Raw genomic sequence first — 20168 nt, 5'->3', positions numbered from 1 at the left:
CGGTCGTAGCCCGGGTCCGGGCATGAGAGATGGGGGAGGAAAAGGGGGAGAAGGGAGCCGGGCTTCCCTCCCCTGCGGGGCCCCGTACCCCGGCTCGTCGTGCGTACCGCTGTCAGACCAGGTTCACCGAGCGGGCGGACGTCGCGCCGATCTCCTCCGCGACCTCCGTCAGCACGTTCTGCGGCACCGTATCGTCGACCGTGAGGACCGCGAGGGCCTCGCCGCCGGCGATGTCGCGGGCCACCTGCATGCCCGCGATGTTGATGCCGGCCTCGCCGAGGATGCGGCCGACGGTGCCGACCACACCGGGGCGGTCGGTGTAGCGGAGCACGATCATGTGGTCGGCGAGCGACAGGTCCACGTCGTAGTCGCCCACCGCCACGATCTTCTGGTGGTGCTTCGGGCCGGCCAGTGTGCCGGACACCGAGACCTCCTCGCCGTCGGCGAGCGTGCCGCGGACGGTGACCACGTTGCGGTGGTCCGTGGCCTCGGAGCTGGTGGTCAGGCGCACCTCGACACCGCGCTCCTGAGCGAACAGCGGGGCGTTCACGTACGACACCGTCTCGTCCACGACGTCCTCGAACACGCCCTTGAGCGCGGACAGTTCGAGCACCTTGACGTCGTGCTGGGTGATCTCACCGTACACCTCGACGTCGAGCCGGACCGCGACCTCGCCCGCGAGCGCGGTGAAGATGCGGCCGAGCTTCTCGGCGAGCGGCAGACCCGGCTTGACGTCCTCGGCGATGACACCGCCCTGGACGTTCACCGCGTCCGGCACCAGTTCGCCGGCGAGCGCCAGGCGCACCGACTTGGCGACCGCGATGCCCGCCTTCTCCTGCGCCTCGTCGGTGGAGGCCCCGAGGTGCGGGGTGCAGACGACCTGGTCGAGCTCGAACAGCGGGGAGTCCGTGCACGGCTCCTTCGCGTACACGTCGAGGCCGGCACCGGCGACGCGGCCCTCCTTGAGCGCCGAGTACAGCGCCTCCTCGTCGACGATCCCGCCGCGCGCGGCGTTGATGATGCGCACGCTCGGCTTGACCTTGTGCAGCGCCTCGGAGCCGATCAGGCCGAGCGTCTCAGGGGTCTTCGGCAGGTGGACGGTGATGAAGTCGGAGACCTCGAGCAGCTCGTCCAGGGACAGCACCTTCACGCCCATCTGCGCGGCCCGGGCAGGCTGGACGTAGGGGTCGTAGGCGACGACCTTCATGCCGAACGCGGACATGCGCTGGGCGACCAGCGCGCCGATGCGGCCGAGGCCGACGACGCCCAGGGTCTTCTCGGCGAGCTCGACGCCGGTGTACTTGCTGCGCTTCCACTCGCCGTTCTTCAGCGCCGCGTTGGCCTGCGGGATGTTGCGGGCGGTGGAAACGATCAGACCGCAGGCCAGCTCGGCCGCGGTCACGATGTTCGAGGTGGGGGCGTTGACGACCATCACGCCGGCCTTGGTGGCGGCGGAGACGTCCACGTTGTCCAGGCCGACGCCGGCTCGCGCGACGACCTTCAGCTTCTTCGCGGCGGCGATGGCCTCGGCGTCGACCTTCGTCGCGGAGCGGATCAGGATGGCGTCGACGTCGGCGATCGCGGGCAGCAGCTCCGCCCGGTCGGCGCCGTTGCAGTGGCGGATCTCGAAGTCGGGGCCTAGGGCGTCGACGGTCGCGGGCGACAGCTCTTCAGCGATGAGTACGACGGGTTTCGAGCTCACGTGAGTCCTCACAAGTCCAATGCGGACGGCCGTCCCGACGGCCGCTGGCGGTGGAGGGGTGCTTGCCGCGTGGAAGACGCACGACGCTGTGGGCCTGACGCGATTGTTGTGCAGCAGTCTAGTGGCGCGGCGAGGGGCGTATTGCGCCTGTGCGGAAGGATCACCCGGACGTGGCTGGCCGGTGTGGACAACAAGAATAATGCGGCGGTGCCCCCGGCAAAGGGCACCGCCGCATCAGAGGTCACGCCTCCTCGTTCACCCACGACATGAGCTTGCGCAGCTGCTTGCCGGTGGTCTCCAGCAGGTGCTCGGAGTCCTGCTGCTTGTACTCGTTGTACTTCTTCAGACCGCCGTGGTACTCGTCCATCCAGGCCTGGGCGAAGGAACCGTCCTGGATCTCGGCGAGGACCTTCTTCATCTCGGCCTTGGTGGCGTCGGTGATGATGCGCGGGCCGGTGACGTAGTCGCCCCACTCGGCGGTCTCGGAGATCGACCAGCGCATCTTCTCCAGGCCGCCCTCGTACATGAGGTCGACGATCAGCTTCAGCTCGTGCAGGCACTCGAAGTAGGCGATCTCCGGCTGGTAGCCCGCCTCGGTCAGCGTCTCGAAGCCCGCCTTCACCAGCGCCGCGGTGCCACCGCAGAGGACGGCCTGCTCGCCGAACAGGTCGGTCTCGGTCTCCTCGGTGAAGGTCGTCTTGATGACGCCGGCGCGGGTGCCGCCGATGCCCTTCGCGTACGACAGCGCCAGCGCGAACGCGCCCCCCGAGGCGTCCTGCTCGACGGCGGCGATGCACGGAACGCCGCGGCCCTCCTCGTACTGGCGGCGCACCAGGTGGCCCGGGCCCTTCGGGGCGACCATGCAGACGTCGACGCCGGCCGGGGGCTTGATGAAGCCGAAGCGGATGTTGAAGCCGTGGCCGAAGAACAGCGCGTCGCCGTCCTTCAGGTTCGGGGCGATGGACTCCTCGTAGACCTGGGCCTGGATCGGGTCCGGCACCAGGATCATGATCACGTCGGCCTCGGCGGCGGCCTCCGCCGGGGTCACCACGCGCAGGCCCTGCTCCTCGGCCTTCGCCTTGGACTTCGAGCCCTCGTGCAGACCGACACGCACGTCGACACCCGAGTCGCGCAGCGACAGCGCGTGGGCGTGGCCCTGGCTGCCGTAGCCGATGACCGCGACCTTGCGGCCCTGGATGATGGACAGGTCGGCGTCAGCGTCGTAGAACAGCTCGGCCACTTTGGGTTCTCTCCTTGAGTGCAGGTGTTGCGTCCCACCGTATGACGGCGGGCGGAAAGGAAGTTTCGGGGTCTCGGAATACGGGCGGCCGGTTGTCCCGGCCGCCCGGACACCGTCTTACGCCGACCGGTCGAGGGCCCGCAGGGACCGGTCCGTGATCGAACGGGCGCCGCGGCCGATCGCGATCGTGCCGGACTGCACCAGCTCCTTGATGCCGTACGGCTCCAGCATCTTCAGCATGGCCGACAGCTTGTCGCCGGACCCGGTGGCCTCGATGGTGACGGCCTCCGGGGAGACGTCGACCGTCTTGGCGCGGAACAGCTGGACGATCTCCACGATCTGGGAGCGCGTCTCGTTGTCGGCGCGCACCTTCACCAGAACGAGTTCACGCTGAACGGCTTGCGACGGCTCCAGCTCGACGATCTTCAGCACGTTGACGAGCTTGTTGAGCTGCTTCGTCACCTGCTCCAGGGGCAGGTCCTCGACGTTGACCACGATGGTGATGCGGGAGATGTCGGGGTGCTCGGTGACACCGACCGCGAGCGAGTCGATGTTGAAGCCGCGGCGGGAGAACAGGGCGGCGATCCGGGCGAGGATGCCCGGGGTGTTCTCGACCAGGACCGAGAGGGTGTGCTTGGACATGGTTCTTGACTCAGCTCTCTCTCAGTCGTCCTCGTTGTCGCCGAAGTCGGGGCGGACGTCCCGGGCGGCCATGATCTCGTCGTTGGAGGTGCCTGCGGCGACCATCGGCCACACCATGGCGTCCTCGTGGACGATGAAGTCGACGACGACGGGGCGGTCGTTGATGGAGTTCGCCTCTTCGATGACCTTGTCCAGGTCGTCCGGGGACTCGCAGCGGATCGCGTAGCAGCCCATGGCCTCCGACAGCTTCACGAAGTCGGGGACGCGGGTTCCCCTGGCCGCCGGGTCGACGTCCTCGGGGCCGGAGTGCAGCACCGTGTTGGAGTACCGCTGGTTGTAGAAGAGGGTCTGCCACTGGCGGACCATCCCGAGGGCGCCGTTGTTGATGATGGCGACCTTGATCGGGATGTTGTTCAGGGCGCAGGTGGTCAGCTCCTGATTGGTCATCTGGAAGCAGCCGTCGCCGTCGATCGCCCAGACCGTACGGTCCGCGGCGCCGGCCTTCGCTCCCATCGCGGCCGGGACCGCGTAGCCCATGGTTCCGGCGCCGCCCGAGTTGAGCCAGGTCGCGGGCTTCTCGTACTGGATGAAGTGCGCGGCCCACATCTGGTGCTGGCCGACGCCCGCAGCGAAGATCGTGCCCTCGGGCGCCAGCTGCCCGATGCGCTCGATGACCTGCTGCGGGGAGAGCGTGCCGTTCTCGGGCAGGTCGTAGCCGAGCGGGTAGGTCTCGCGCCAGCGGTTCAGGTCGTTCCACCAGGCGGTGTAGTCGCCCTGGTGGCCCTCGCCGTGCTCCTTCTGCACTGCCTGGATCAGGTCGGCGATGACCTCACGGGCGTCTCCGACGATCGGCACGTCGGCGGCGCGGTTCTTGCCGATCTCGGCGGGGTCGATGTCCGCGTGGACGATCTTTGCGTACGGGGCGAAGCTGTCCAGCTTGCCGGTGACGCGGTCGTCGAAGCGGGCGCCGAGGGCGACGATCAGGTCGGCCTTCTGCAGGGCGGTGACGGCGGCCACGGAACCGTGCATGCCGGGCATGCCCAGGTGCTGCGGGTGGCTGTCGGGGAACGCGCCGAGCGCCATCAAAGTGGTGGTGACGGGCGCCCCGGTGAGCTCCGCGAGGACCTTCAGCTCGGCGGTGGCCTGCGCCTTGAGGACGCCGCCGCCGACATACAGGACGGGCCGCTTGGCGGAGGTGATCAGCTTGGCGGCCTCGCGGATCTGCTTGGCGTGCGGCTTGGTCACCGGGCGGTAGCCGGGCAGGTCCATCACCGGCGGCCAGGAGAAGGTGGTCCGCGCCTGGAGGGCGTCCTTGGCGATGTCGACCAGGACCGGGCCGGGGCGGCCGGTCGAGGCGATGTGGAACGCCTGCGCGATCACCCGCGGGATGTCCTCCGCCTTGGTGACCAGGAAGTTGTGCTTGGTGATCGGCATGGTGATGCCGACGATGTCGGCCTCCTGGAAGGCGTCGGTGCCGATCGCCTTGGAGGCGACCTGGCCGGTGATCGCGACCAGCGGCACCGAGTCCATGTGGGCGTCCGCGATCGGGGTCACCAGGTTCGTTGCTCCCGGTCCCGAGGTCGCCATGCAGACGCCGACCTTGCCGGTGGCCTGGGCGTAGCCGGTGGCCGCGTGGCCCGCGCCCTGCTCGTGCCGCACCAGCACGTGGCGCACCCGCGTGGAGTCCATCAGCGGGTCGTACGCCGGAAGGATGGCACCACCCGGAATGCCGAATACCGTGTCGGCGCCGACCTCCTCGAGAGAGCGGATGAGGGACTGCGCACCCGTGACGTGCTCGGGCGCGGACTGCTGTCCTCCGGATCGGGGCCGCGGCTGCGGGTGATGGGCCCCGGTGGCCTGCTCGGTCATCGGCATTCTCTTCTCGATGCTGAGGGTTTTGGCGAGGTTTGGGCGTTGTTCGACTGGTGCCTGTGCAACAAAAAACCCCTCGTGCCGTGAGGCAAGCGAGGGGAGCGCGCCGGGGGTGGTCGCTGGGTCTTCCGGTTCATGTCCGGTGGGTCCCAGCTCAGCCGACGCGCTGTCCAAGTACGAGAATTCGGGTGCGCATGGCACAGACCCTCCCCCCGGCACGGCATCACTGTCAAGTGGGTGGGACGGGAGTCTCATTATGTGAGCGTAGGGCCGCCCCGCCTCCGAAAACGGCAGGCACGCCACTGGTGTACACCCCGGCGGCCCTCCCCATGACTCGTTCACCTACGGGGCGCCGCGGTCGGCGTCGAGGCCACGACCGTGCTCAGCCCTTCGGACCTCCGCGCTCCCCCGCTCTCGGCTTCGCCCGAGCGGGAGGACCCCCATGCGCTCTCGACACCGACACGCTCCTTCGGCTCTCGCACTCCGCCCGCGAAGGCCGGTTCCGCCGGGCCGAGCGGCACCGGGTAGTGGCCGGCAGTGAGCGTCCGGCGCAGCCGGTACTCGTCCAGTGGGCCCGAGAATGCCATGCCCTGACCGTGCGTGCAGCCCATGGCGCGCAGAGCGACGACCTGCTCGGGCAGGTCCACCCCGTCGGCGACGGAGGTGAGGCCCAGGTCGCCGGCGATGCGCAGCAGCCCACCCGTGATCTTGTGCAGCCGTGCGGACTCGACGACCCCCTCGACGAGGTTCCGGTCCAGTTTCAGGACGTCGAGGGGGAGCCGACGCAGCGCCGCGATGGCCGCGTAGCCGCTGCCGAGGCCGTCGAGGGCGATACGGACGCCGATCCGGCGGAGGTTGCCGAGTCTGCGCTCCAGCTCCTCCAGGGAGATGCGCGGATCGATGCCGGACAGCTCGATCATCAAAGCGCCGGAAGCCAGACCGTGCCGGGTGAGCAGGGCCTCGATGGAGCCGAGCGGCAGGGAGCGGTCGAGCAGCCGGCGGGCGCTCACCCGGACGGCGACGGGTACGGCGAGCCCGTCGTCGGCGCGCTCGGCGGCCTGCCGTACGGCCTCCTCGAGGATCCAGCGGCCCAGCTCGGCGGCCTTGTCGCTGTCCTCCGACACACGCAGGAACTCGTCGGGTGTGAAGAGCACGCCCTGGGAGGACCGCCAGCGCGCCCGGGCGCTGACGGACGCGATCCGGCCGTCCTCCAGCGACACCACGGGCTGGTGCAGCAGGGTGAACTCGCCGTCGTCGAGCGCGGCCCGCAGCCGGGTGGCCAACTCGGCCTTGCGGACGACGTCCTGCTGCATCTGGGGCTTGTACAGCTCGACGCGGCCCTTGCCGGCGGCCTTGGCACGGTACATGGCGAGGTCGGCGTTGCGCAGCAGCTCACCGGCGCCGAGGCCCGGCTCGGCGAAGGCCACGCCGATGGAGGCGGCCACACGGACATCGTTGCCGTCGATGTCGTACGGCTGGGAGAGGGTGACCCTGAGCCGGTCGGCGAGCTCGAGGATGTGCCTCTCGCGCGCGGTGCGGTCCCGGGTGCCGTCGCCGACGATGAGGGCCGCGAACTCGTCCCCGCCGAGGCGCGCGGCGGTGTCGCCCTGCCGCACCGACTCGTGGAGCCTGCGGGCGGCCTGGACGAGCAGCTCGTCGCCGGCCTGGTGCCCGATGGTGTCGTTGACCGCCTTGAAGCCGTCGAGGTCGATGAACAGGACGGCGGTGCCGCGGTCGGTGGAGCGGCGGCCGGAGAGGGCCTGCTGGACGCGCTTGGTGAACAGGGCGCGGTTGGGCAGGTCGGTGAGCGGGTCGTGCTCGGCACTGTGCTGCAGCTGGGCCTGCAGGCGCACCCGCTCGGTCACGTCCCGGCTGTTGAAGATCAGGCCGCCCTGGTGGCGGTTGACGGTGGACTCCACGTTGAGCCAGCCGCCGTCGCCGGAGCGGAAGCGGCACTCGATGCGAGTGGTCGGTTCCTGGGTGTGGCTGGCGGTGAGGAAACGCCGCACCTCGTGCACCACGCAGCCCAGGTCGTCGGGGTGGATGAGCGCGGCGAGCTCGGTTCCGACGAGTTCCTCGGCGGGCCGGCCGTAGACGCCGGCGGCGGCCGGGGAGACGTACTTCAGGATGCCGTTGGGCGCGGCGATCATGATGACGTCGCTGGAGCCCTGCACCAGGGAGCGGAAGTGGTTCTCCTGTTGCGCCAGTTCCTGGGCGAGGGTGATGTTGTCGAGCAGCATGATTCCCTGGCGCACGACGAGCGCGAGGACGACGGCGCCCGCGGTGATGAGCACCACGCGGTCGACGCTGTGGCCGTTCAGGACGTTGTAGAGGATCCCCAGTGTGCAGACCGCGGCGGCCAGGTAGGGCGTGAGGGCGGCCAGCGATCCGGCGATCGGGCGCGTGGCCCGGTACCGGTCGTGGTCGGCGTCCGGCGGGGGTGGGGCCGGGTACCGGTCGTGGGCCGGACCCTGCGGGAGCCCGGGCGCCGGGTCGTGGTCCCGGTGCCCTTCCCCGTGGCCGGTGGCCCGGGGTTCGCTCTGCCGCTGCTCCGGGACGTGTTCGTGCACCACGCGCGTGTGCTCGTCGTCCGGCTTCCGGCCGGGCCGGGCGCCGACCCAGGGTGCGTAGGCGAGGAGCAGCGAGCCGGAGAACCAGCCCGCGTCCAGCAGCTGGCCCGAGTGGTAGCTGCTGTGCAGCAGCGGCGAGGTGAACAGGGCGTCGCACAGCACGGTCAGGGCGAGTGCGCCGATGGCGGTGTTGACCGCGGAGCGGTTCACCGCCGAGCGCCTGAGGTGCAGGGCGACCACCATGCTGATCAGGGCGATGTCCAGCAGCGGGTACGCGAGCGACAGCGCGGTGTGCGCCACGCTCGGCCCGTCGAACTTGGCCGCCTGCGCGAGCGCGAGGCTCCACGACAGCGTCAGCAGCGAGCCGCCGATCAGCCACGCGTCGAGCGCCAGGCATACCCAACCCGCCTTGGTGACGGGCCTTTTGGCGAGCACGAGCAGTCCTACGATCGCGGGTGGAGCGAAGCAGAGGAAGAACAGGTCGGCACAGCTGGGCGAGGGGACGGGGCGGTCGAGAACGACCTCGTACCAGCCCCAGACGCCGTTGCCCAGCGCGGCCATGGCGGAGGAGAGGGCGAACAGCAGCCAGGCCGATCGAAAGCGGCTGCGGCGGCTGCGGGCGTACAGCAGGCAGGAGACCGACGCGGTGCCGGCCGCCGCGCTCAACCCGAAGTCACCCATGATCAGCGCGACGGTCCCGGAGCCCCAGTCGACGGCGGAACCGACGGCGTATCCCGCGCACACCAGGGCCAGGACGAGTTGCGGAGCCGGGTTCGCCCGGCCGCCCGGTGACGGACGGCGGGCCGGCAGCACTCCCCGGGACCTCACCGGTCCCTCCCGGTCCGTGGCGCCGGGTCCCGCTGCGTCCGGCGTGCCGGGTGGACGTGCCCCTTGCCGCCGGTGTCCCCGGGGTGGTGACAGTGCCGGGCGTGGTGACGACGGCTGCCGTGAGCGCTGTGACCGCGTCTGCGCGTCGCGGTCCGCCAGGGTCGTCGCCCGCGGCCGCGCCGCGTCGGGTCGTTCGTCCATAGGCCGTGCATCGCCCGTCGCCCCCCTCGTGTGTCTGAAAGTTCCGTCCCCGGCGCCGAACGGTGCACGGCGCAGCCCTGTCGGGGACGATACACCAGTCTCGTCACTCAGGGACATAGTCCATCTACTCTCAGTGACGACCAGGCACAATGCGGGTACTTAACGCGTTCGGGGGACTGCGGAGCGTACCGGAAGCGGACGGGGGGTGCGCCGGAAGCGGTGTGTGCGCCGGTGGTGCGACCGTTGGCGGGCGCATGCGCGGGTGGCGGGGATGGCTCGAATCGTGCGCCGCGCCGGCCGTGCCCGGGGCCTGCCCCGCCCCCTCGCCCGCGCCCGCCGCGCCGGTTCAGTCACCGGTCGTCAGGACGACGTTCTCGAGCGGTTCTCCCTGCGCGAAACGGTTCAGCTGAGAGCTGAGCAGACGCTTGGCGCGGGGCCAGAACGCCGAGGTGGGGCCGCCGACATGAGGGCTGATGAGCACGCCCGGCGCATGCCACAGGGGGTGCCCCGCGGGCAGCGGTTCGGGGTCGGTGACGTCCAGGGCGGCGGTGATGCGGCGCAACTCCAGCTCGGCCAGCAGGGCCTTGGTGTCGACGATCGGGCCACGCGCCACGTTGACGAGCAGCGCCCCGTCCTTCATCCGGGCCAGGAACTCCGCGTCGACCAGGCCTTTCGTCTCCGCGGTGAGCGGGGTGACCAGGACGACGACATCGGCGTCGGGAAGAAGTTCCGACAATCGGGAGAGAGGATGCACAAGGCCGCGCGCTGTGTTGCGCTCGCGGCGCGCGACGCGCGCCACCCGCGCGACTTCAAAGGGCGCGAGCCGGTCCTCGATGGCGGCACCGATCGCGCCGTAGCCGACGATGAGGACCGACTTGTCGGCGAGCGCGGGATGGAACCCGCTCTGCCAGCGCTCCTCCGCTTGAGCCCGTACGAAGCCGGGGATGCCGCGCAGCGAGGCGAGGATCAGGGCGAGCGCGAGCTCGGCCGTGCTCGCCTCGTGCACTCCGCGCGCGTTGCACAGCCGCACGCCCGGCACGACGGACGACAGGTGGGCGGTGATGTCGTCGACGCCGGCCGTCAGTGTCTGGATGACCCGGAGGTTTCGCATCTGCTCCAGCGGCCGGACCTTGACGTCCTGGCGCTTCATGTACGGCACGGCGTAGAACGCGCAGTCCGCGGGGTCGGCGGGGAAGTCCTGCCCGCCGTCCCAGTAGCGGTAGTTCAGGCCCTCGGGCAGGCCCCCTATCTCGTCGGTGCGGAACGGAAGCCAAACGTCGTCGGTCATGGTCAGGAGGCTATGCCAAGGATCCGGTGCCGCATTGGTTAGTTTGGGGTGCCAGCAAAGGAGGGCACGGCCAGGTGGAGCGCAGGACGATCGGCGCGGCGACGCTCGAAGTGGGGGCCGTGGGACTCGGGTGCATGCCGATGAGCTGGGGGTACTCCACCTCCCGGCAGCGGGGCGACGAGTCGCTGCGGGCCGTCCACCGGGCGCTCGACCTGGGGATGACACTGCTGGACACCGCCGACATGTACGGGCCGTTCACCAACGAGCTGCTGGTGGGCCGGGTGCTGAAGGAGCGGCGCGCCGAGGCGTTCGTGTCGACCAAGGTGGGGTTGCTGGTGGGCGAACAGCACATCGTGGCCAACGGCCGCCCCGGATACGTGAAACGGGCCTGCGACGCGTCGCTGCGTCGTCTGCAGACGGACGTCATCGATCTCTACCAACTGCACCGCGCGGACCCGGAGGTGCCCGTCGAGGAGACCTGGGGCGCGATGGCGGACCTGGTGCGGGCGGGCAAGGTGCGGGCGCTGGGGCTGTGCGCGGTGGGAGTGCGCGGCGGGCGGCGGACCGGGACGCGACGGTACGCCGGAACGATCCGGCAGCTGGAGCGTGTGCAGCAGGTGTTCCCGGTGAGCGCGGTGCAGGCGGAGCTGTCCGTGTGGTCGCCTCAGGCTCTGGACGCGCTGCTGCCGTGGTGCGCGGCGCGTGGCGTGGGCTTCCTGGCGGCGATGCCGCTCGGCAACGGCTTCCTGACCGGCACGCTGACCCCGGGTGAGGGTTTCGAACCGGACGACCTGCGCGCCCGGCACCCCCGCTTCACGGCGGAGATGATGGCGGCGAACCAGCCGATCGTGGCGGGCCTGCGCCGGGTGGCGCACCGTCACGGCGACTCCGTCACCCCCGCCCAGGTGGCCCTGTCCTGGGTGCTGTCCCAGGGCCCCCACGTGATCCCGGTCCCGGGCGCCAAACAGCGGCGGTGGGTGACGGAGAACGCGGCGGCCGCCGTGCTGCGGCTGACCCCCGAGGACCTGACGGAACTGGCGGGACTGCCGGCGGCGCAGGGGTCGTGGGACTGAACGGATCCCGTACCGTATGGCCGGAATGTGACGGTCGCTGGAGGGAGGACCGGCGGCGGGAACCCCAGAGGGGTCCGAGGCGTAGGTAGAGGCGTGGGTAAGGGAGGAAAGCCCGTGGCGGAGGGACCTGGATGGTGCGACGTCGAGTGGTGACGGCGGCGGTGGCCGCGACCGCGCTGCTGGCGGTCGGCTGCTCCTCCGGTGGGGGAGGCACGCCGGGTGGTGGCGAGAGTTCCTCGGCCGGCTCGGCGGCGCCGTCGTCCTCCGGGCGGACCGCCGAAGAGACACCGCCGGCCAAGGGGTCGGTGCGGGTGGTGCGCACGGTCGCCGATCACCTCAAGACACCCTGGGGCCTGGCTCCGCTGCCCGGCGGCGGGCTCCTGGTCTCCTCCCGGGACGACGGCACGATCACCCGGGTCGACGACAGGACCGGCCGGAAGACCCTCCTGGGCACGGTGCCCGGCGTCGCCGCCGACGGCGAGGGCGGTCTGCTGGGCATCGCGCTCTCCCCGGACCACGCCTCGGACCACATGGTCTACGCCTACCTGACCACCGATTCCGACAACCGCATCGTCCGCATGCTGTACGACCCGCGCAAACCGGCCGGTGAGCAGCTCGGCGCACCGGACACCGTGTTCAAGGGCATCCCCAAGGGCTTCATCCACAACGGCGGCCGTATCGCGTTCGGCCCCGACGGCATGCTGTACGCGGGCACCGGCGAGTCGGGCGCCCGGGGTCTGGCCCAGGACCGGAACTCGCTGGGCGGCAAGATCCTGCGCATGACCCCCGAGGGCGAGCCCGCCCCCGGCAACCCCTTCGGGAACTCGGTGGTGTACTCCTACGGGCACCGCAATGTGCAGGGCCTGGCCTGGGACGACAAGCAGCGGCTGTACGCCTGCGAGTTCGGCCAGGACACCTGGGACGAGCTGAACGCGATCAAGCCGGGCGGCAACTACGGTTGGCCGGACACCGAGGGCAGGTCGAGCGACCCCAGGTACCAGAACCCGATCGCCCAGTGGCACACCGACGAGGCCTCCCCCAGCGGCATCGCCTACGCCGAGGGCTCGATCTGGATGGCGGGTCTGCGCGGGCAGCGGCTGTGGCGCATCCCGCTGAAGGGCGCGCAGACCTCGGCGCCCCCACAGGCCTTCCTCACCGGCGCCCACGGCCGTCTGCGCACCGTGGTCGCGGCCGGCGGCGACAAGCTGTGGCTGACGACGAGCAACACGGACGGCCGGGGCAAGCCGTCGCCGTCCGACGACCGGATCCTCGAGGTGGAGGTTTCGTAGGCCGGCGGCCCCGTTCAGTCCTTGTCGGGCTCGGGCCCGGGGTCGGCGGCAGCCGGTTTCGGCAGGCGTATGACGACCGTGCCCGACGCCAGGTCGATGGGGCCACGGCCCGGATCGCCGTCCGTGACGTCGAGCCGGGTCAGTTCCAGACGCTTCTGCTCATCGTGGGTGTGTTTGCGGCCCGGTGCGAACAGTTCCTCGAACATGTTGAACACGGCGCCTCCCTCGGGCCGGATTCCCGTCAGCCTAAGCCTCAGCCCGCGGCCTGGACAGGGGGCGCCTCCGCCGGGAACAACCGCAACCGGTGCGCCACCGCCGCCGCCTCGCCCCGCCCCGCGACACCCAGCTTCGCCAGGATGTTCGACACGTGGACGCTGGCGGTCTTCGGGGAGATGAACAGCTCCTCCGCTATCTGCCGGTTGCTGCGGCCGATCGCGACCAGGCGGAGCACGTCCCGCTCCCGGTTGGTCAGCCCCAGGGACTCGGCGGGGTCGAGCGCGGCCGGTTGCGGCGCGCGGGTGAGGGTGAGACGGGCGCGCCGGGCAAGCAGGGCGATCGAGTCGGCGAGCGGCCGGGCACCGAGGTGGTCGGCCACCGCCCCGGCCAGCCGCAGCAGCTCGGCAGCCCGCTCGCGCGCGTCCTCGTCGCCGCCCGGGGCCAGCAGGGACTCGGCGAGCCGGTGCCGGACCCGGGCCAGGTCGTACGGGCGGTCCAGGGCCTCGAAGGCGGTCACGGCCTCCGCCCAGACGTCCGGTGTGCCACGGCCCTCGGCGCGCAGCAGTTCGGCGCGGACCCAGCATGCGTACGCCTGCCACACCGGCACGTTCGCGGCGAGTGTCTTCGCGGTGCCGCGGATCCGCTCCAGCGTCTCGGCGCGGCCCGGCTCGGCGGCGGGCAGCCCGAGTGCGTCGGCCTCGGCGGTGGCGGCGGCGAGCAGCAGCGGCCAGCCGTAGCGCTGGGTGCCGGGCGGAAACCCCCTGGTCAGTGCGGTGGCGAGGGCGGCGCGGGCCTCGGTGAGGCGGCCTTCGCCGGCGGCGATCCCGATCGTGACGTGCTCCAGCCTCAACTCGTGCTGCGGCATGGTGTCGTGCGTGCCCAGGTACGCGCGGGCGGCGGCCAGCTGCCGTCCCGCCTCGGTCAGGTCGCCGCGGGCGAGCGCGAGGTGCGCGTGGATCGTGGCCCGGAAGGCGCGGGGCTTGGCGCTCTGGCCGACCCGCTCGGAGTTGAGCCCGGCCTCGGCGGCCTCGTCCCAGCGGCCCAGGGAGTAGAGGGAATCGCCGAGGTTGCCCCACACCCAGGCCTCGGAGTCCGTCAGCCCCAGCTTCCGGGTGATCTCCAGGCCCTCGCGGAGCACCTCGACAGCCTCCCGGGAACGGCCGATGCCTTCGAGGTGGGACGGCAGGTTCACATGCAGGCGGCCCCTCACATAGGCCTCGCCGAGGGCGGCCGCCTGCTCCTTGACCTCGTGGATCTCCGCGAGCCCGGTGTGGATGTCACCCGCGTCGACCAGGAGGCCGCCCAGGGTGAGGCGGGCGTTGAGCTCGATGTCACGGGCGCCGACCATGCGCGCGTACTCCACGGCGCGCTCGGCGGCCGAGAAGGCGTCGGGGCCGGGTTCGTGCAGCATCGACCAGCCGGCGACCATGGCGAGCACCTCGGCGTGCACCTCGGAGGGCGGCAGTCCCCGTACCAGCTCCTGGGCGGTGGCGAGTTCCTTCCATCCGTCTCCGCGGCCCGTGTTCTGCACGAGCCGGGAGCGCTGCACCCAGAACCAGGCGGCCCGCAGCGGGTCGGGGTCCTCCTCCAGCAGGCGCAGGGCCCGCCTGGTGATCTTCAGAGCGCGTTCCCGCTCCCCGCACAGCCGGCCCGCCACGGCCGCCTCCGCCATCAGGTCGAGGTAGCGCAGGGGTGTGGTCGCCGGGTCGCAGCCGCAGGGAGGGTATACCTCGGCGTGGTCCACGGGTCGCAGGGCCGCTCGCACGTCGTCGGGGGCGAGGTCCCACAGCTCCATCGCCCGCTCCAGGAGCCGCAGTTGTTCGGAGTGTGCGTGCCGGCGGCGGGCCTCCACCGCGGCGTCGAGGACGGCGGGCAGGGCCTTGGCGGCGTCGTGCGCGTGGTACCAGTAGCTGGCCAGGCGGGTGGCCCGCTGGTCGGAGGGGACGAGCGTGGGGTCGGCCTCCAGGGCCTCGGCGTAGCGCCGGTTCAGACGCGAGCGCTCGCCGGGGAGCAGGTCGTCGCTGACGGCCTCGCGGACCAGGGAGTGGCGGAAGCGGTAGCCGTCGCCGTCCGGTGTGGCGATGAGGATGTTGGCGCCGACGGCGGCACGCAGGGCCTCGATGAGGTCGTCCTCGGCGAGTGAGGCGACGGCCGCGAGGAGGCGGTACTCGACGGTGGAGCCGCCCTCGGCGACGGTCCGGGCGACCCGCTGCGCGGTCTCGGGCAGCGCCTCGACACGGACGAGGAGGAGGTCGCGCAGGGAGTCGGTGAGGCCGGTGCAGCAGCCGTCCTGGGCGGCCACCGCCAGTTCCTCCACGAAGAACGCGTTGCCGTCGGAGCGGGCGAAGATGTCGTCGACCTGGGCGGGGTCGGGGTCGGCGGCGAGGATGCCGGCGATCTGGCGTTCGACCTCGGTGCGGTTGAACCGGCCCAGCTCGATGCGGCGGACGGTGCGCAGGCGGTCGAGCTCGGCGAGGAGGGGGCGCAGCGGGTGGCGGCGGTGGATGTCGTCGGAGCGGTAGGTGGCGACGACGACCAGACGGCCGCTGCGCAGCGTGCGCAGGAGGTAGGCGAGCAGGTGGCGGGTGGAGGCGTCGGCCCAGTGCAGGTCCTCCAGGGCGAGGACGACGGTGCGGCGGGCGGCGATCCGCTCGAGCAGGCGGGCGGTGAGCTCGAAGAGGCGGGCCATGCCCTCCTCGTCGTCCCGCGAGCCGCGCCGGGCCTCGCCCAGTTCGGGCAGCAGCCGGGCGAGCTCCTCCTCCTGGCCGGCTGCCGCCTCGGCGAGTTCCTCGGGGAGCTGCCGGCGCAGGGCGCGCAGGGCGGTGGAGAACGGCGCGAAGGGCAGCCCGTCGGCGCCGATCTCCACGCAGCCGCCGAGCGCGACGACCGCGTCCCGGCGGGCCGCGGCCGTCGTGAACTCCTCCAGCAGCCGGGTCTTGCCGACGCCCGCCTCGCCCCCGACGAGCAGCGCCTGGGGCTCCCCGGCTCCGGCGCGGGCGAGCGCGTCGTGCAACGCCCCCAACTCCTCGTCGCGGCCGACGAAAACGGGGCTGACGGACCTGGTCTCCACGCCCCCGAGCATGTCACGAGGCACTGACGGACCGGCACCGATTATCCGCACCGGTGACGGCGAAGCGGCCCCGGTGGTTCCGGGACGGCCGCCGCGTCGGATCGGGCGGGGTCGGCGTGCGCCGGGAGCGCGGGGCCCGTGCCGCCGTCCCCGCAAGGCCGCGTGTTCACGCCGCGCGGGTGAACACGCTCCGGCCCCGGCGGGAACTATGGGACCGGGCCCGGCGAGCCGCGTGGTCGGCGGACTGCCGGCTGCGGCGCTGGGCCGTGCGGGCGAGGCGGTAGTCGTCGGCCTCGCGGATCAGCTGGGCGGAACGGATCTTGTGCAGCTCGTACGCGAACATGTGCGTCCCCCTCGGACAGTTGTGGTGCGGCATCGCTTTCTGCGCTGCCTCAACCTTCGTTTCCGAGGGGGGTTCGTCGCATCGGGAAAGTTCCGCATCTTCGGGCTCGGTAGGGGCCTTAGATGCGAAGAGGGGTCTTAGGGCGTCTCCGGCGGGAGTGCCGGAGACGCCCTAAGACCCCTCATACCGCGTTCCTCAACCGGCGGACGGCAGCCCGAGCAGGATGTCCGTGTACTTCAGCACGGCCAGGAACAGGCCGATGACACCCAGCGCGACACCGCCCCACGCGACCGACTTGATCCACGCGGCCTGCGGCTTCCCGGGCGCCCCGAACGCCGGCCGGGCCAGCACCACGACGCCCACGATCAGCGCGGCGAGCGCGAACAGGCCGCCCCACAGCGCGGTGGCGTGCCAGGCGTCGCCGTAGACCGCCTTGATCTGCTTGGCGACGCTCGCCTGGGACGAGGTCCGCAACTGGCCGATGAGCTGCTGGCGCGCTCCGGCCACGGTGCCGAGCCAGCTGCCGCTGAGTGAGACAAGGCCGAGCGCGGCGGAAACCACCGCCCCGGCGCCCTGACCGATGCCGGAGGGGCCCTGCGGCGCGGCCTCGCCGTCAGCCTCCGCGACCTCGGCAGCCTCCATGGCCTCTACCTCCCTCGCCCCGGCGGCCTCAGTCGCCTCGTCGGCCTTGGTGACCTCCGCCTTCTCCTCGTCGTTCGTCGCCTCGACGCCGCTCGCGGCCTTGGTCTCGTCCACTGTCTTGGTTCCCATGCCTCGCACCGTACGGACGCTGTCTGAGAGGTCCCTTAATGATCGACTCTGGTGATCGATCCTTGATGATCGACTCTTAGTGGTCGTCGCGGTCGTCACGCGCGTGTGCCGCACGCCATTCGGGGGCGAGCACCGACCAGACCTCGATGTCCTGACGACACCCCGGTGCGGGTACACCTCGCGGAGCACCCCCTCCCGGGTCATGCCGAGCCGTCGCGCCACGTTGATGCTCGCTTCGTTGGCGGACGACGCGTACCACTCCACACGGTGCATGCCGCGCTCGTCAAACGCCCAGTCGATGAGCACCCGCGCCCCACGGGTGACAAGGCCCCGCCCGGCCGCCGCGGGCTCCAGCCAGCAGCCCAGCTCGCAGTTGCCGGCGGCGGCGTCGAAGACGCGGAAGAGCAGTCCGCCGACCAGCTTGCCGTCCAGCCACAGCCCGTGCAGGAAGCCGCTGTCTGCGGCGCGCTTGTCGGCGTACCCCTTGAGGATCTCCCGGGCGGAGTCCACGTCGGTGGCGTTCTCCCCGAACCGGATGTGCTGGGTGATGAACTCCCGCCCGCGGTCGAGGTGCGTGAGGAGCTCCTCGGCGTGCCACAGCTCCAGGGGCCGCAGCTCTGCTCCGTCGTCACCCAGGGATATCGCGTACATCCTGTTCCCGCTCCTTCAGCAGTACGTCGACCAGGATGTCCTCCTCGGGACGCCGCCCAGGGATCGTCGCACGACACTCGGGCGGTTCGATGCTGATCCGCGGCAGCCGGCGTTCCAGCCAGGAGGGCAGCCACCAGTTGGCGGTGCCGAGGAGGTGCATCAGGGCGGGGACGAGGAGGGTGCGCAGGACGAAGGCGTCCAGGGCGACGGCGGAGGCGAGCGCGATGCCGAACATGGCGATCACGCGGTCGCCGCCGAGCACGAAGGACAGGAAGACGGAGATCATGATGACGGCGGCCGAGTTGATCACCCGGCTGGTCTCGGCGAGGCCGATGCGCACGGCGCGGCGGTTGTCGCCGGTCTCCAGCCACTCCTCGTACATGCGGCTGACCAGGAACACCTGGTAGTCCATGGACAGCCCGAAGAGCACCGAGACCATGATCACGGGGAGGAAGGGCTCGATCGGTCCGGCGCTGCCGAGGCCCAGCAGCTCGCTCCCCCAGCCCCACTGGAAGATCGCGACGACCACGCCGAAGGCGGCGGCGACGGCGGCGAGGTTCATCGCGGCGGCCTTGACCGGGATGCCGAAGGACCGGAATGCCAGCAGGAGCAGCACGCAGCCCAGGCCGATGACCACGCTCACGAACAGCGGCAGCTTGCCGACGATCACGCTCGCGAAGTCGTCGTAGCCGGCCGTCACCCCGCCCACGTACAGGTCGAGGGTGGTGCCCTTCTCGGCGGGCGGCAGCACGTCGGAGCGCAGCCGCTTCACCAGGTCGCTGGTCTGCTGGGACTGCGGGGCGGAGTCGGGTACGACGGTGAGGTACGCGGTGGTGCCGCTGCCGTTGTACGTCACCGGCGTCACGGCGGCGACGCCCTTGGTCGCGGCGAGCGTGGAGTCGAGGTTGTCCAGGGCGAGCTTGTCCTCGGCGCCGCCGACCTTGCCGACCAGGGTGAGCGGGCCGTTGACGCCGGGGCCGAAGCCCTCGGCGAGGAGGTCGTACGCCTGTCGGGTGGTCGCCGACTTCGGGTCGTTGCCCTGGTCGGAGGTGCCCAGGTGGAGGGAGAGCGTGGGCAGTGCGAGCAGCGCCATGACGGCCAGGGCGAGGGCGCCGAGCTTCTTGGGGTGGCGCTCGACGAACGCGGACCAGCGGGCCGCGAGCCCGGTCGGCATCTCGGGTTCGGGCCCGTGCTCGTAGAGCCTGCGCCGCTCGCGCCTGCTCAGGGCGCGCGGGCCGATGAAGGACAGCAGGGCGGGCAGCAGGGTGACGGAGGCCGCGACGGTGAGCAGCACCGTCAGGCAGGCTGCGACCGCGACGCCGTTGAGGAAGCCGAGCCGGAGGATCAGCATGCCGAGCAGCGCGATGCAGACGGTGGCGCCCGCGAAGACGACGGCCCGTCCGGTGGTGTGCACGGCGTTCACGGCGGCCTCGGCCACCGGGACGCCGCGCTTGAGGCTGCGGCGGTGCCTGGTCACGATGAACAGCGCGTAGTCGATGCCGACGCCGAGCCCGATCAGCAGGCCGAGCATGGGCGCGAAGTCGGCGACGGTCATCGCGTGCCCGAGCAGGTCGATGCCGAAGTAGGCGGTGCCCACACCGATCAGCGCGGTCGCGATGGGCAGCAGGGAGGCGGCGAGGGAGCCGAAGGCGAGGAAGAGGACCACGGCGGCGACGGCCACGCCGATGGCCTCGGCGAGGTGCCCGCCCTGCGCCTCGGTGAGCGAGACGGCGCTGCCGCCGAGCTCCACCTGGAGCCCGCGGGTCTCGGCGGCCTTGGCGGCGCTGACGACGGCCTGGGCCTCGCCCTTCTTGATGTCCTGGGCCTCGTGGGCGAAGGTGACCGTCGCGTACGCGGTGTGGCCGTCCTGGCTGATCGCGTCGCCGCGGTTGCCCTCGTAGGGGTTGGTGACGGAGGCGACGCCGGGCAGGTCCGCGATGCGGTCCAGGGTGCGGGTCATCGTCTGCTGGACGTCGGTGTCGCGCACGCTGCCACCGGAGCTGTGCCAGACGACGGTGTCGCTGTCGCCGCCGAGGTGCGGGAAGCTCTTCTGGATCAACCGGTAGGCGCGGTCGGACTCGGTGCCGGGGGCGCCGTAGTTGTTCGAGTACGCGGAGCCCGTGACGGTTGCCGCCGCGGTGACGCCGGCGAAGGCGATCAGCCACAGCAGAACGGTGAGAAGGCGGTGGCGGACACACCAACGTGCAAGGGCTGCCACAGATCGTGCTCCCTGGGGTAATTCGTGGATCTTTGCCCGGGGACAGCCGCTGAGGGAACTGAACAGCCCGCAAAGAACACATGAGCAATCCACAACACTTTCGCAGCCGAAAAAGATCGTTTGTCACTTTCGTGGGGTTACTCACGGGAATGGGACCCAAGTCACAGGACAATCCCAGTAACTCTGTCGCCCCA

13 protein-coding genes and 1 pseudogene are annotated in these 20168 nt (G+C 71.3%); 2 read left to right on the top strand and 12 right to left on the bottom strand.

Annotated elements, in window-relative coordinates; genetic code table 11:
* Positions 1–112 precede the first annotated feature (112 nt).
* From serA to ACZ7L1_RS29995, 6 genes are all read right to left on the bottom strand, one after another.
* Positions 113–1702 carry a phosphoglycerate dehydrogenase gene (serA, locus tag ACZ7L1_RS30020; RefSeq protein WP_471441458.1) on the bottom strand — a complete coding sequence of 530 codons (1590 nt, stop codon included), beginning with the start codon at positions 1700–1702 and terminating at the stop codon, positions 113–115.
* Positions 1703–1943: 241 nt separating this feature from the next.
* On the bottom strand, positions 1944–2942 hold the full coding sequence (ilvC, locus tag ACZ7L1_RS30015; RefSeq protein WP_471441456.1) for a ketol-acid reductoisomerase: 999 nt from the start codon (positions 2940–2942) through the stop codon (positions 1944–1946).
* A gap of 117 nt (positions 2943–3059) precedes the next feature.
* Entirely contained in the window at positions 3060–3584 is a 525-nt protein-coding gene (ilvN, locus tag ACZ7L1_RS30010) for an acetolactate synthase small subunit (protein ID WP_365922829.1), read from the bottom strand.
* Between the two features lie 21 nt (positions 3585–3605).
* On the bottom strand, positions 3606–5453 hold the full coding sequence (locus ACZ7L1_RS30005) for an acetolactate synthase large subunit (RefSeq protein ID WP_471441454.1): 1848 nt from the start codon (positions 5451–5453) through the stop codon (positions 3606–3608).
* A 341-nt stretch (positions 5454–5794) separates the two neighbouring features.
* Entirely contained in the window at positions 5795–8854 is a 3060-nt protein-coding gene (locus ACZ7L1_RS30000; RefSeq protein WP_471441452.1) for a putative bifunctional diguanylate cyclase/phosphodiesterase, read from the bottom strand.
* Positions 8855–9401: 547 nt separating this feature from the next.
* Positions 9402–10343 (bottom strand): 2-hydroxyacid dehydrogenase, encoded by a 942-nt coding sequence (locus tag ACZ7L1_RS29995; protein WP_471441450.1) that lies wholly within the window; start codon positions 10341–10343, stop codon positions 9402–9404.
* 74 nt (positions 10344–10417) lie between these two features.
* Between ACZ7L1_RS29995 and ACZ7L1_RS29990 the strand changes: the two genes are divergently transcribed.
* The gene (locus tag ACZ7L1_RS29990) at positions 10418–11416 is read left to right on the top strand and encodes an aldo/keto reductase (protein ID WP_471441449.1); all 999 of its coding nucleotides are present in this window, start codon (positions 10418–10420) and stop codon (positions 11414–11416) included.
* Positions 11417–11547: 131 nt separating this feature from the next.
* On the top strand, positions 11548–12705 hold the full coding sequence (locus tag ACZ7L1_RS29985; RefSeq protein ID WP_471441447.1) for a PQQ-dependent sugar dehydrogenase: 1158 nt from the start codon (positions 11548–11550) through the stop codon (positions 12703–12705).
* Between the two features lie 14 nt (positions 12706–12719).
* On the opposite strand, the gene ACZ7L1_RS29980 is transcribed toward ACZ7L1_RS29985, so the two are convergent.
* The 6 genes and pseudogenes from ACZ7L1_RS29980 to ACZ7L1_RS29955 all read right to left on the bottom strand — a co-directional run bounded on the left by ACZ7L1_RS29980 (position 12720) and on the right by ACZ7L1_RS29955 (position 19974).
* The gene (locus ACZ7L1_RS29980) at positions 12720–12920 is read right to left on the bottom strand and encodes a DUF6191 domain-containing protein (RefSeq protein WP_471441445.1); all 201 of its coding nucleotides are present in this window, start codon (positions 12918–12920) and stop codon (positions 12720–12722) included.
* Positions 12921–12958: 38 nt separating this feature from the next.
* Positions 12959–16003: a helix-turn-helix transcriptional regulator gene (locus tag ACZ7L1_RS29975; RefSeq protein WP_471441465.1), complete on the bottom strand. Its 3045-nt coding sequence runs from the start codon at positions 16001–16003 to the stop codon at positions 12959–12961.
* Between the two features lie 154 nt (positions 16004–16157).
* Positions 16158–16334: a hypothetical protein gene (locus ACZ7L1_RS29970; protein WP_471441443.1), complete on the bottom strand. Its 177-nt coding sequence runs from the start codon at positions 16332–16334 to the stop codon at positions 16158–16160.
* Between the two features lie 195 nt (positions 16335–16529).
* Positions 16530–17105 carry a hypothetical protein gene (locus ACZ7L1_RS29965; RefSeq protein ID WP_471441441.1) on the bottom strand — a complete coding sequence of 192 codons (576 nt, stop codon included), beginning with the start codon at positions 17103–17105 and terminating at the stop codon, positions 16530–16532.
* A gap of 76 nt (positions 17106–17181) precedes the next feature.
* Positions 17182–17756: pseudogene (locus ACZ7L1_RS29960) on the bottom strand (GNAT family N-acetyltransferase).
* Positions 17734–19974 carry an MMPL family transporter gene (locus tag ACZ7L1_RS29955; RefSeq protein WP_471441439.1) on the bottom strand — a complete coding sequence of 747 codons (2241 nt, stop codon included), beginning with the start codon at positions 19972–19974 and terminating at the stop codon, positions 17734–17736. Before ACZ7L1_RS29955 ends, ACZ7L1_RS29960 begins: the two are co-directional and overlap by 23 nt.
* Positions 19975–20168: the final 194 nt, after the last annotated feature.

It is taken from the genome of Streptomyces sp. NPDC107546, from assembly GCF_055639175.1.
Note: the sequence above shows the minus strand (reverse complement) of the source record. Positions and strands in the feature narration are given on the sequence as shown.

Excerpts from the sequence above, each read along its gene's own strand:
- ACZ7L1_RS29975 (WP_471441465.1), bottom strand. The coding sequence starts at position 16,003 with ATGCTCGGGGGCGTGGAGACCAGGTCCGTCAGCCCCGTTTTCGTCGGC.
- ACZ7L1_RS29970 (WP_471441443.1), bottom strand. The coding sequence starts at position 16,334 with ATGTTCGCGTACGAGCTGCACAAGATCCGTTCCGCCCAGCTGATCCGC.
- ACZ7L1_RS29985 (WP_471441447.1), top strand. The coding sequence starts at position 11,548 with ATGGTGCGACGTCGAGTGGTGACGGCGGCGGTGGCCGCGACCGCGCTG.
- ACZ7L1_RS30005 (WP_471441454.1), bottom strand. The coding sequence starts at position 5,453 with ATGACCGAGCAGGCCACCGGGGCCCATCACCCGCAGCCGCGGCCCCGA.
- ilvN (WP_365922829.1), bottom strand. The coding sequence starts at position 3,584 with ATGTCCAAGCACACCCTCTCGGTCCTGGTCGAGAACACCCCGGGCATC.
- ACZ7L1_RS29995 (WP_471441450.1), bottom strand. The coding sequence starts at position 10,343 with ATGACCGACGACGTTTGGCTTCCGTTCCGCACCGACGAGATAGGGGGC.
- ACZ7L1_RS29965 (WP_471441441.1), bottom strand. The coding sequence starts at position 17,105 with ATGGGAACCAAGACAGTGGACGAGACCAAGGCCGCGAGCGGCGTCGAG.